The sequence below is a fragment of the Bacillus sp. AP50 genome (genome assembly GCF_040492675.1).
Lineage (GTDB): Bacteria > Bacillota > Bacilli > Bacillales > Bacillaceae_G > Bacillus_A > Bacillus_A cereus.
Genome location: NZ_JBEUTW010000292.1, coordinates 1 through 11,739 on the forward strand (window position 1 = coordinate 1; position 11,739 = coordinate 11,739).

Below are 11,739 nucleotides of genomic sequence, written 5' to 3' on the forward strand. Positions count from 1 at the left end.
TAATTACTATTGATAATAATTATCATTTTCATTTAGATATTATATCCCCACTTTTTTTAAATAGCAAACTATTTTTTTACTTTTCTACTATTCATTGTTTTCACACACACATTTGTACAATTTTCATTACAAGGCGTTACATATAAAATGCCACTCGTTCTCTCCTTTTTCCTTATCGGTTTCTTCATTTGGATTGCAGAGAATATCGCAACATTTTTCGGAGCATGGCAATCTCCAAATCAACGGGAAACATGGAATCTCATTCACTTAAGCAAAATTAGTTCATGGTTTTTACTCGTTGTTATTAGCATTATGATTGTCACGCAGCTCAAACATTTGAAGCAATCAAAAAGATAATGCTAATTATGTAAAAACAGTTAGCCCATCAATCATTAGAGAGTGATGGGCTTTTTTTTAGTAATATTTTTTAAATCAACCTTATCAAAGGAGTTATAATTTACAAGAGTATAAGCAGTTGCACATTATGAACTACTACTAGCAGAAGATGTTGCTGCAGATGAAGCGGCAATCGTTGCCATCATAGCAGCCTGTTGTGCTTGTATGAGGACTTCTATCATTGTTTGTAAACCTGTGTTGGTAGTTTTACTTTCCTCACCTTTCTGACTTACGAACAGTTGAATAGCAATAAGAATATTTGTATCTGTATGCCAACGGAACAATTTATCCCCCTGCAATTTTTCAATAAATGCTCTAATAGAATGAATCTCTTTTTCTCCATCCTCGAGTAACGCTAGTAACCCGATAGCTGGGTAATGCATCTGTTTTACTTTTACCTTTTCTTGCTTTAACAAATTCCATATATTTGTGCATTTTGCGACTAACAGTTCTTCCCTGACATCCTTCTTTAGTGAAAGAATATGACTCAAAAATTGAAGATCATTCCCTTTATGCAAACCAGCTGTCGCTAGTTTCTGATAAAGGCGTTCCACTCGGTCCATAAGTGTGTCTACATTCTCTGATTGTCCTGCTAATAAAACCGCGAGCGGATAATCATTTGTACTTGTAAGAAAGAGGTGATCCTTTTTCATGCGTTTATATACTTGCATCGAGCGTTGAATGTGCGCGCCATGCTGTTCATTTTCTTCTGTTAAAAGTACAGCTGCTGCGAGATAAGTAAATATACTCCGGCTAAACCCACCAGTGACCAATTGTTCATATAAATCTAAAAACTCCCGAAAAGCTTTCTGGTAATCTGTAAAGTGAATATCTAATGTTGCGGCCACTACAAAACGATGATAAGACTTTAAGTATGAAAACATCCCTACCTGATTCTTAATATAACTACTAATTTCTAAAAAACGTCCGAGATCAAACAGTTTATCACTACCTGCATACATAGCAGCAATCATCATTCCTGTTCGAGAATCGCTCGTTTTCCATTTTAGTTCTCCCTTTAACTGTACATATGTATGTTTATATTGCTCCAACTTTTGCTCTAATGTAATCATAGTATTCACCCCTATTTCTAGTTCTTCTCTATCATTATACTTATATTCCATATTTAGGAATACTACAATTAATAATCACACCATAAAAATTATAAAATCCTCTTATCCTTCTTCATCAGCATCACGATGATAATCCCTAATCCTTCAAGAAGTTAAACAAAAAAGGTAGATAATAATTTATCTACCTTTTTTGTTTATATCATTTAACATTACACCTGTATTGCTTGTTATATGCAATTAAGACTAAAGAGCTTTAATAATACGTTCCATCGCCTTCATTTGTCCAATATGATCAGCTTCATGATAAAGCATCATACCGTAAAGCTCACCAACTGTTTCCAATCCTAGAAATGGCTCTGGCAGTTTATTTTCAAATGCTTCTGCTGGAATTTCTTTAATACGTTTTGCTTGTTCTTTTAATTGGACCGTTAACACTTCTAATGATGGTCCTTCTGTTGTCCATTTAGATGGTCTTGATCCATATCCAAACATACCTGGATATTCAGTTGGTAATTGTTTGAATTCTTTTCCAAACATGAAAACTTCTGCTGCCGTTAATACATGACCGATATGCCAACGAATTGTATTGTTAAAACCCTCTGGCTGCGTATCCACAGTTTTATCATCTAGCGTCTCCATAAATTTAAGTAATGCCCCGCGCGTTATTTCAAATTGTTTTAGACCAATTATTCTATTCATTTTATCGTTCTCCTTCTTCATGTACATTTTATTATGAACTAAGAATGTTCAATTCATTAAAGTTTCACTTTGTTTAATCTATCAGAAACAATGAAGAAATACATCTAATATGCTTAGTAAAAATAATAAAAAGGTTCACCTCTCGTACATATAAAATTACTTATTACACAAATAGTTTAGTAAATAAAAGAGGAGTGTTAATTTCATGTTACATGTTTTAAAACAGCAATATAATCTTATTAGCTCTACAAGAGAAACTCTATTTTCGTTTTTGGAAGAAATCCCAGTAGAAAAATTACATAGCACAGTTCCTAATTTCGGGAGCGGTAGCATTATAAAGACTCATATTCATGTAGCCGATTGCTACCGATACTGGCTTGGATCATTCGCATTTAAACAAAAGCGAGTAGACTTTTCATTTGCTAGCGATTACGAAATTGAGCATGCAGATGTGAAAAAAGTTCGCGCTAGATTTAAGTTAGTAGATGAGACTGTACAACGTTTTTTAGATGAATACAATGACCGTTGGCTCGAAAATATTGCAAATGAAGTAAAGTGGCAAAAAGAGCCTTGGAGTACAACTCCGCTATGGCTTTTAACTCATACGGAAACTCATGAGTTTCATCATAAAGGACAAATTGTATCAATGGCTAGGCACCTTGGATATACTCCTCCTGATACAGACCTTAGTTAATACATTCGTGTTCATTTCAAAGCGGAATGAGCAGCAAGAATAATAGTATGATCAAAAAACTCGTTGATACATTTTGTTGTGTATAAAACTTTTATTATTTGTTTTAGGTATACCATACCATTATAAAATTCATGTAACATCGAATTAAGGTTCATATTTTTTATGTAATTCATTGAAGAAAGTTTAAGTATTTATACATTCAATTACTAACTAAAGGAGAAAATTATAATGAGATTAGAGAGCGAAAGAATTTATTTAAGGCCTCTTTGCCAGCTAGATGCCCCTATTATATTAGAAAGTACAATGGATGATGAAATAAGATATATGACTGGAACTAAGTCCACTTTTTCATTGGAGCAAATTACGAAACATATAGATCATATAAATAATGATTCAAGTCGCTATGATTTCGCTATTTGTTTACAAAGTACTGAAGAGATGATTGGAGAGTTGTCGATTTTAGATATCGATGAGGAGAACAAAAGAGCAGGATTCAGAATATCAATGCTTTCAATAGCATTAACAGGACAAGGTTATGGAACTGAAGCTATTAAAATAGTTTTAAGATTTGTTTTTGAACAACTATCATTAAATCGTTTACAGTTAGAAGTATTTAGCCATAATTTACGCGGAATTAAAGCTTATGAAAAAGTTGGTTTTGCAAAAGAAGGAACCTTACGTCAATCTTTATTTTATAACGATACATACTCAGATGAAATTATTATGGCCATACTTAAAAGCGATTATATAGAGAGACCTTTGTAAATGAATGTACTTAATCTATTAAACAATTTTAAAGAACCTTACCACAATAAAATGCAGTAAGGCTCTTTCATTTTTATATCAAATAACAGCTCTTAAAACATGTATAATCGTATCAATACCAAATAGTCTCCGCATAATTATATGCATCACTATTCGGAATTGTATGTTTCCCCTGCGCTTGTGCTTTTCTTGGATCTAAATCATATACCATTGGCGTATAGCATGATGTTTGCCCTTTATTTACAACACCATTTCCTCCAGCACTTCCGCAAGTGTATGCCTTTCCATCTGTTTTTCTAACAATCCTTGCATCAGCTTCATTATTATAAACTGCCAGGCGAGTTACAGTAACTTTTGCCCACGCTGTTTTACACGTCGTGCTAAATTTTAATTCCACATAAGAATTTGAATCAATCCACTTCTTTTCTTTCGTTACTGCTGATTGATCACAACTATTGTAATACGGACTTTTCCCATCATACGAATGGTCTTCTGCAAATGCTTTATCATTATTGGTCGTACTAAACACACTAGTTACGACGAGCAATGCCAGACAAAGACATGCGCTTACCTTTTTAATAAGTTTCACAGGATTTCACTCCTTTATTAATAACGTCCAGTTTTCCCGTAACCATTATTAATCGTCACTGCTTCGGCATCAGCTGTATAACCAAAATCAGCAGTTAAATCAAACACCATTCCTGTATAAGTGCTCGTTTGCCCCGTTTTAATTGCTCCATTACCACTATTAGAATCTACTGATTTTTGGAATACACCATTTTTATATTTATTAATAACAGCGTAAGCATATACTCCTCCAGAAACAGAAGGTGCTGGTTGATCTAAAACAAGCTTAGACCATGCCGCATGACATGTATTACTGTAACGTAAATACACTGTTCCTACTTTTTTACTACCTTCATAAACTGCTGTAGACTTTGCATTAAATCCATCTGCATCACATGTTGTACTTCCCCCGTATACTTTCGTTGTTGCTGGATTTTTTCCGTCATAATAGCTACTCAGATCAGTAGCTGCAAATGTACTTTCTTGAAAACTAAATAATACCCCTACACTCGCTACACTTAACACACATACTTTCATTAACTTTTTAAACATTTTTAATTCCCCCTCAAAATGATTATGTATACTAAACACAACCTATACTGCTGTGTCAGCCCTCCTTCCATGCTTCCTAGAGGCATCTTACAAAAACGAATTAACGTTGTAAATTCCCTTATGATTATTGGAATATACGAAGAACTTTACTTATCCTTGTAAGAAAAAAAGTTGAGAAATACACATTTTATAGCATCCTTTATTTAAAACATAAAAGAACCGATACTTGTTATATTCAAGCATCGGTTCTTTATACAAAATTTCCATTTTTTCTTTTATATAAAATAAATATTTCTCCACTTAATTTGTTGTAAAAAACTCCCTCGTTACATCAATAAATTGCTGCAGTGGTGCTGTCATCCATTTATCTTTATGCCAAGCAATTTGTGTATAAATTGGAGGTATTGTTTCGTTTAACATTAACTCCTTTAACGTCCCTTCCCGTATATCTTTTTCTACTACTATCGCTGGTAAAACGGCTATACCTAAATCTGCAATAACACATTGTTTAATTGCTTCCACACTAACAAACTCAATTTTATTTGCTGGATATAGATCTTCCCCGCGAAATAGCTCTTCAAATAAAGTTCTATATGAGCAGCCTAATTCTGTTAATAAAAGTGTTTCACTCTCTAAATCTTTTATAGAAACAGTAGTCTGTTCAAGTAAAATATGCCCTGGAGCAGCTACTACTTTTAATTCTTCTTTCATAAGTGGTTCCACATGTAAAACATCTTCTGTTTTACATTCGTCCAAAATAAATGCAAGATCTACTTTTCCCTCCATCAATTGTTCCTTCGCATCTTTATTGGAATGTGCTGGTTTAAATATAAGCTTTATTTTGGGGAATTGTATTTTAAACCTCTTTAATATAGAAGGCAGTCTGTATGTACATTGACTTTCTTGTGCACCAATTATTAACGTACCTGCTATTTCCTCATCATCTTTCACGGCCGTCTTTGCTTCGTTACTAAGTGCGATTATCTTGTCTGCATATAGTTGAAACTTTCTTCCTGCTTCAGTTAAGAAAAGACGTTTCCCTAATCTCTCAAATAGTGGTGTACCGAGCTCAGCCTCTAACGTTTTAATTTGTGCTGTAACGCTCGATTGAGCAAAGTTTAATTTCTTCGCAGTTTGTGTAAAGTTCAAAGTATCTGCTGCTACTTTAAATGTAATTAATTGTTTTATCTCCATTTATCATCCCTCTTTTTCAATCGATATTTCCGATTGATTTCATCGGAATAATCCTCTTTGTCTATTGATATTTATATTGTATGATAAAGAGCATCGACAAACAATAAAATGGAGGTATTCCATATGAAAGCACTTTGTTTCGAAACATTCGGAGATGCTGATGTACTTCAATATAAAGAAATCCCTGATCCAATCATTAATCCAAATGAAATTCTTATCCGCACGAAAGCAATCGGTCTAAATTTCGCAGATATTTATAGACGCCGTGGTGATTATCACCTCGCTGGTAACCCTCCTTATATATTAGGTTATGAAGGCGCTGGTATCGTTGAAGAAGTAGGTGCTAACGTTACTACTATCAATCCTGGAGACCGTATTGCATTTGCTGACGTTCCATTCGCAAATGCAGAATTAGTTGCCGTTCCAGCAGAAAAAGCAATCCCGCTTCCAGATTCAATTTCTTTTGAAACAGCCGCTTCTATCTTATTGCAAGGTCTAACGGCACATTATTTAACGAAAGATAGCTATCAAATAAAACAAGGTGATACAGCTTTAGTCCATGCTGCGGCTGGTGGCGTTGGTCAACTTCTTATTCAAATGATTAAACTACAGGGTGGAACAGTAATCGGTCTTACGTCATCAACCGAAAAAACCAAAGTAGCCACGTTAGTTGGGGCTGATCACGTATTTTTATATACTGAAAAATGGCATTCAAAAGTACTTGAAATAACAAACGGTACTGGAGTAAATGTTGTATATGAATCAGTAGGCTCTACACTTGAGGAAAGTTTTAACGCTACTAAAATCGGTGGTACTGTCGTATTTTACGGAATGGCCGGTGGTAATCCTGCGCCCATTGATCCACGTATGCTTATGGATACTTCGAAAACTTTAACTGGCGGAGACCTTTGGAACGTACTTACTACTTTTGAAGAACGTAAGCAGCGCTCTACTCAATTATTTGATTGGATCGCTACTGGAAAATTGAACATTGCAAGTCCTACTACATTCTCTTTACAAGACGGTGCCCGTGCACATGAATTATTAGAGAGCAGAAAAAGTACTGGGAAGATTTTATTGATCCCATAATTCATAAAATGAAAAGAAAGCTAGATTAAAATTTTGTGAAGACCTATAGTGAAAAAAATTGATAAATGAAAGGACATAACATATTTTATATAACTAATATGTTATGTCCTTACTTCTTCAAATAACGATCCCATGTATCACTCGAATAATTTTTGAGCTCTTTTCTCAATTAAAACTCCCTTTAATTGCATATGTTCTTTTATTTGTATATTGCTAGAAAATTATCATTTTTATTTATGAATAAGGCTACGTACCGATTTAAGCTAAAAACTAGATTTTGATCCTATAACAACAGTGGCATCTAATTCCTCATCTCTAGTCACTTTCGTGGTAAGCCCAGCACCAGCAAAGATTTCAAAAGTCTGAGTTGCCTGCATTTCACTCGTCTCTATTAAAAGATGCCCTCCCGATGCGAGCCAGAGAAATGCTTCTTTTGCTACTCTTCGCTGAATGTCGAGTCCATCCTCTCCTCCGTCTAGCGCCATTTTCGGTTCATGTAGACGGGCCTCCTGTGGAAGCAGCTTTATTGTCTCGGTAGGAACATAAGGTACGTTTGCAACTAGGGTATTCACATGGCCTTTAAGTGCGTGAGGCAAAGCTTTATACAAGTCACCTTCAAAAACATGGCCACCGAAATTTGTTACGTTGCGGCTAGCACATCGTACTGCGACAGGATCAATGTCAACAGAATACAATTCAATTCGTCCTAAAGCTGCCGCCAGAGCTACACCCACAGCACCTGAACCGCAACATAGATCAACGACGATATCACCAAAGCATAACAGAGCTTCTGCTTGGCGAACAAGAAACTCGGTACGTTGACGAGGTACGAAAACACCTCGGTCCACTTCTATCCGCAACCCACAAAATTCTGCGTATCCAACAACATATTCAAGTGGCAAACCATTGGCTCGCATTTCCACCATTCTCTTGAGCTCCTCTGGAGTTCGGGCTGCTGAAATAAGTAACCGGGTCTCTTCTTCTGCGAAAACACAACCCGCGCTCTGAAGTCTGTTAATTATACATTTTTCCGTTTTATTGTCCAAGAAGGAATTACATTCTTTTCCTATTTATCTCACCACTTTTTCTTATTTATAACCCTGTATTCGCTAAAAATTGGATGTATCCTTTTTAACAAAGTGGTCCTATTCAAAAAAATACGCCCTTATTCAATTAAATGACCCGATTGTTGAACAAAGAAACGTTCTACACAATAGAAAGTTTCATTATAATATCCCAATATAACCTTATAAATGATGCACTAAAAAATAAAAAGGAAGCTAGATTTTACTAACTTCCTTTTCTTATATCTATTTAAGATAGTATTATATTTCCACACTTTCTTTCCCTTTTGCAACATAACTCATATCTCCAACCGACTCCACTGTGTATGTTCCATCTTGATATACAATCTTCGTCACGCTAGCATTTTCCACTCCAAGTTTTGTTTTGCTACTGTCTAACATTTCTATTAAGGTAGTAATCAAAAGCCCATGAACGACAACTAAGACGTTACCGCCACCATTTCCAGCAGCTTCTTCACTAATTTTATCTATCTCTGTTTTTATACGAGTAGAAAACAATTCCCAATCTTCCGCCTGTTTTGTCGGATCTGCTACTCTAATAAGATTAATCACTTCTTGAATAGAAAGCTTCAAGAGTTCTTCTGGTGATGCAACGCCTGCAGCTTTTCCAACCACATCCCACATATTCTCAAGTTTTTCACCTTCAAAAATACCGAAATTTAATTCTCGCAAATCTTTTCTTTGCTCAAGTTTTAATTTTGATTGCTCACTATATTTTAATACTAAATTAGCAGTTTCAATTGCGCGGCCGCTATCACTACTATACGCATTCATAAAATGAATATCTTTTAATCCTGTTCCTAAATTTGTGGCAACTTCAACACCTCTTTCTACTAAAGGAGAATCTGCCCAACCTTGCGCGCGATGATTCGTATTTAATATTGTTTTACCGTGTCTTGTAACATATAACGTCACTACATTCTCATTGCTATGTGTTTCTCGCTTATTCATTTCATTCTCTCCCTTTACGTTTCTATATCAATTTTACCACCTCAATTATTCATTGAGCAAAATATACGTCAGTAGATCCGCTTAATAAAAAAAGCTATCTTTCTGTATATCCATACAAAAAGATAGCATCTTTTATGATTACATTTCTTAACCGGTACTCCTACTCAGCAAAAGCACTCGAATATTGTACAATTCCTTCTACACCTCGAAGAGAATTTTCTGTTAATTCCATTATCATAAATACCTCTTCAGGCACTTCAAACGGTGCTTTTACATTCCACTCACTTGCTTTCTTAAAACCAAATTTCGGGTAGTACTCTGGATGTCCTAATACTACAACTGATCCGTATCCAAGTTGTTTCGCTTTTTCTAAAGCAGCCGTGATCAGTTTTCCACCAATTCCTTTCTTCTGATGGCCCCTAGCAACTGAAACTGGTGCAAGTGCTAACGATTCTACAGAAGTTCCACCTTGTTCTATTGTAATGTTCGATAACATAATGTGACCGACTATTTCTTCATCTATCGCAACGATAGATAACTCAGGAACAAACGCGTCACTTTTTCTAATACGTTTTACAAGTTCATGTTCTTTTTTATCACTAAACTCTTCATGTAAAAATGCTTCTTTTACAACTTCTTCTGTTTTTCTATAATCATTTTTTTGTTCTTGTCTAATCGTTACCATTTTAACTTATCCTCTATTCTTTCTTATTTCTTTTTGAATTTTACGAAGTGCTTTTTTCGATCCGCGCTCAATATCGTGTTGCATTTTTCTCTCTTTATAATCGACAAATAGTGTATTTAAATCGTATCCCTCTGGATATAACTCCTTCGCTGCTACCTCTAAAGTAATACGTTTTACATTTACTTCAACGAATTCACCGTTATAATATACAACGACGTTATAAAAATTATCTTTTTCCTTATAGATGATACCAAAATCATCATAATCTAATAAATTCACACGATCGCCGATTTTGTACTCATAATGAAATTCTCTTTTTTCTTGTACAAATTTCGGTTTTCTAATTTTACTTTCATTCACTTTTTCTAAAGCGTACTCTTTATTTCCCATGTACTCTTTCGCTCTTTTCAGCACATGTTCTTTTACGCTCATTTTATTCGCAATCCAAAGTGCATTACTTTCTCCTGATTTTCCGATAACTAATTTATAAAGCGGCTCTAGCGTTTCACTATTAAACTGCATCGCTGCATTCATAAAGTCATCGTGCATTTCTGAGAATCGTTTAATTTCTCCGTAATGCGTACTCGCAACGGTAATACATCCCGTAAGGTACAACTCTTCTAAAATAGATATTGCAAGTGCTGCACCTTCATTCGGTTCTGTACCGCTTCCTATTTCATCAAATAAAAGTAACGTATTATTATTTGACATCCTCATAATCTCAGAAAGATTTTTCATATGAGATGAAAATGTACTTAATGCGTTTTCGATACTTTGATTATCACCAATATCTACAAATACATTTTCAAAAATAGCGATTTCTGTACCTTTATCTCCTGCAATATGAAGACCTGACATTGTAGCTAATGTTAACAATCCAATCGTTTTTAACACAATTGTCTTTCCGCCCGCATTCGGCCCTGTAATAATTAAACTACGATACTCTTGACCAATTTTAAAATTTAAGGGTACAACTTGCCCTGTTAAAAGCGGATGCTTACAATTCACTAAATGAATGTAGCCATGATCATTTAACTTCGGTTCTATTCCATCAATCGATTTACTAAACTTCGCTTTTGCAAATACCATATCATACTGACTAATTAGCTCCATATTAATCTTTATACTATAAATGTTTTCTAACACCATTCCTGATAAAGTCGCTAAAATTTGATATTCTTCAACCGCTTCTTCTGCTTTCAAACCCGCTAGTTCCGCATTCAATTTCGTAACCGTATGCGGTTCTATAAATACAGTAGAACCTTTTGCCGAGGCTTCAATAATACTTCCAGCAACTTGGTTTTTATAGGAAGATTTAATTGGAATCGTATAACGGTCATCCTTTTTACTAATAAAGAATTCCTGAATGAATTTCTTATTTGCACTACTATTTAAAAACTTCGTTAAACGTTCTTTTATTTTCCCATCTACAGAATCGATATTATTTCGAATTCGTTTTAACTCTTTACTTGCAGCTGCATCAATACTATTTCCTTTAATTGAAAAGTTAATTTCCTCTTCAATACTTTTATATTCAGTCATTGAATTTGCATAAGAAGCTAATACTGTTGCAAAAAATTCTTTATCTAACATAAACTTTTTAATCTTTCTACATCCGCGTAAAAAGTCTGAAACACTGACTAATTCTTCTGGATCTAAAATCATCCCTTTTTCTAATTTTTGAATTGTACTAGCAATATTAGAAATGCCGAAGAAAGGAACATGCCCTTCTGCATCTAATATAGCTCGTGCTTCTGTCGTTTCATTCAACCGATTTCTCACTACTTTTATACTCGTACTCGGCTCTAATTTGTTTAATAATTCCTTACCTAATCCACTTACACAATAAGATTTCACTATATCCTTTAATTCGTTATATTGTAGCTTTTCAAAAGTCATCGTATTCATTTTGTTTCTCCTCACTATGATTGATTTTTATCATAAATGAAGATACCTACTCATTAGATTCCAATGAGTCATATATAAAAT

Annotated in this window: 12 protein-coding genes and 1 pseudogene; 4 read left to right on the forward strand and 9 right to left on the reverse strand. The window is 34.5% G+C overall.

From position 1 onward, the window contains the following. Positions 1 to 69 precede the first annotated feature (69 nt). Positions 70 to 357: pseudogene (locus ABWK52_RS20125) on the forward strand (DUF817 family protein); the annotation flags it as partial. Positions 358 to 482: 125 nt separating this feature from the next. On the opposite strand, the gene ABWK52_RS20130 reads toward ABWK52_RS20125, so the two are convergent. Both ABWK52_RS20130 and ABWK52_RS20135 read right to left on the reverse strand, forming a co-directional pair. Further along, positions 483 to 1,520, reverse strand: coding sequence for a DUF4003 domain-containing protein (locus tag ABWK52_RS20130; protein ID WP_002103418.1), 1,038 nt, complete (start codon positions 1,518 to 1,520; stop codon positions 483 to 485). Between the two features lie 192 nt (positions 1,521 to 1,712). Further along, on the reverse strand, positions 1,713 to 2,189 hold the full coding sequence (locus ABWK52_RS20135) for a DinB family protein (RefSeq protein ID WP_113623480.1): 477 nt from the start codon (positions 2,187 to 2,189) through the stop codon (positions 1,713 to 1,715). Between the two features lie 184 nt (positions 2,190 to 2,373). Here ABWK52_RS20135 and ABWK52_RS20140 point away from each other — a divergent pair, with 184 nt between their 5' ends. Beyond that, positions 2,374 to 2,862, forward strand: a complete 489-nt coding sequence (locus ABWK52_RS20140) for a DinB family protein (RefSeq protein ID WP_000903460.1) — start codon at positions 2,374 to 2,376, stop codon at positions 2,860 to 2,862. Between the two features lie 228 nt (positions 2,863 to 3,090). Next, positions 3,091 to 3,627 carry a GNAT family N-acetyltransferase gene (locus ABWK52_RS20145; protein ID WP_001235431.1) on the forward strand — a complete coding sequence of 179 codons (537 nt, stop codon included), beginning with the start codon at positions 3,091 to 3,093 and terminating at the stop codon, positions 3,625 to 3,627. Positions 3,628 to 3,739: 112 nt separating this feature from the next. Here ABWK52_RS20145 and ABWK52_RS20150 read toward each other — a convergent pair whose 3' ends face one another. The 3 genes from ABWK52_RS20150 to ABWK52_RS20160 all read right to left on the reverse strand — a co-directional run bounded on the left by ABWK52_RS20150 (position 3,740) and on the right by ABWK52_RS20160 (position 5,940). Next, positions 3,740 to 4,216, reverse strand: a complete 477-nt coding sequence (locus ABWK52_RS20150) for a DUF2690 domain-containing protein (RefSeq protein ID WP_098541135.1) — start codon at positions 4,214 to 4,216, stop codon at positions 3,740 to 3,742. Between the two features lie 17 nt (positions 4,217 to 4,233). Further along, on the reverse strand, positions 4,234 to 4,746 hold the full coding sequence (locus ABWK52_RS20155; protein WP_000473748.1) for a DUF2690 domain-containing protein: 513 nt from the start codon (positions 4,744 to 4,746) through the stop codon (positions 4,234 to 4,236). Between the two features lie 300 nt (positions 4,747 to 5,046). Continuing rightward, on the reverse strand, positions 5,047 to 5,940 hold the full coding sequence (locus tag ABWK52_RS20160) for a LysR family transcriptional regulator (protein WP_000403876.1): 894 nt from the start codon (positions 5,938 to 5,940) through the stop codon (positions 5,047 to 5,049). A gap of 123 nt (positions 5,941 to 6,063) precedes the next feature. Between ABWK52_RS20160 and ABWK52_RS20165 the strand changes: the two genes are divergently transcribed. Further along, complete coding sequence (locus tag ABWK52_RS20165; protein WP_000645261.1) at positions 6,064 to 7,029, forward strand: quinone oxidoreductase family protein; 966 nt, start codon at positions 6,064 to 6,066, stop codon at positions 7,027 to 7,029. 263 nt (positions 7,030 to 7,292) lie between these two features. Here the strand turns inward: ABWK52_RS20165 and ABWK52_RS20170 are convergent, their stop codons facing one another. The 4 genes from ABWK52_RS20170 to ABWK52_RS20185 form a co-directional block, all read right to left on the reverse strand. Then, positions 7,293 to 8,075, reverse strand: coding sequence for a putative protein N(5)-glutamine methyltransferase (locus ABWK52_RS20170; protein WP_002196763.1), 783 nt, complete (start codon positions 8,073 to 8,075; stop codon positions 7,293 to 7,295). A gap of 279 nt (positions 8,076 to 8,354) precedes the next feature. Then, positions 8,355 to 9,065 carry a histidine phosphatase family protein gene (locus tag ABWK52_RS20175; RefSeq protein ID WP_001042057.1) on the reverse strand — a complete coding sequence of 237 codons (711 nt, stop codon included), beginning with the start codon at positions 9,063 to 9,065 and terminating at the stop codon, positions 8,355 to 8,357. Positions 9,066 to 9,225: 160 nt separating this feature from the next. Continuing rightward, the gene (locus ABWK52_RS20180; RefSeq protein WP_069604838.1) at positions 9,226 to 9,750 is read right to left on the reverse strand and encodes a GNAT family N-acetyltransferase; all 525 of its coding nucleotides are present in this window, start codon (positions 9,748 to 9,750) and stop codon (positions 9,226 to 9,228) included. A gap of 6 nt (positions 9,751 to 9,756) precedes the next feature. Next, a complete protein-coding gene (locus ABWK52_RS20185; protein ID WP_098541137.1) occupies positions 9,757 to 11,658 on the reverse strand; it encodes an endonuclease MutS2 in 1,902 nt (633 codons plus the stop codon). Positions 11,659 to 11,739 lie beyond the last annotated feature (81 nt).

Bases quoted from the DNA above. Each gene is read 5' to 3' on its own strand.
- ABWK52_RS20130 (WP_002103418.1), bottom strand. From the start codon at position 1,520: ATGGAATATAAGTATAATGATAGAGAAGAACTAGAAATAGGGGTGAAT.
- ABWK52_RS20135 (WP_113623480.1), bottom strand. From the start codon at position 2,189: ATGAAGAAGGAGAACGATAAAATGAATAGAATAATTGGTCTAAAACAA.
- ABWK52_RS20140 (WP_000903460.1), top strand. From the start codon at position 2,374: ATGTTACATGTTTTAAAACAGCAATATAATCTTATTAGCTCTACAAGA.
- ABWK52_RS20145 (WP_001235431.1), top strand. From the start codon at position 3,091: ATGAGATTAGAGAGCGAAAGAATTTATTTAAGGCCTCTTTGCCAGCTA.
- ABWK52_RS20155 (WP_000473748.1), bottom strand. From the start codon at position 4,746: ATGTTTAAAAAGTTAATGAAAGTATGTGTGTTAAGTGTAGCGAGTGTA.
- ABWK52_RS20160 (WP_000403876.1), bottom strand. From the start codon at position 5,940: ATGGAGATAAAACAATTAATTACATTTAAAGTAGCAGCAGATACTTTG.
- ABWK52_RS20165 (WP_000645261.1), top strand. From the start codon at position 6,064: ATGAAAGCACTTTGTTTCGAAACATTCGGAGATGCTGATGTACTTCAA.
- ABWK52_RS20175 (WP_001042057.1), bottom strand. From the start codon at position 9,065: ATGAATAAGCGAGAAACACATAGCAATGAGAATGTAGTGACGTTATAT.
- ABWK52_RS20180 (WP_069604838.1), bottom strand. From the start codon at position 9,750: ATGGTAACGATTAGACAAGAACAAAAAAATGATTATAGAAAAACAGAA.
- ABWK52_RS20185 (WP_098541137.1), bottom strand. From the start codon at position 11,658: ATGAATACGATGACTTTTGAAAAGCTACAATATAACGAATTAAAGGAT.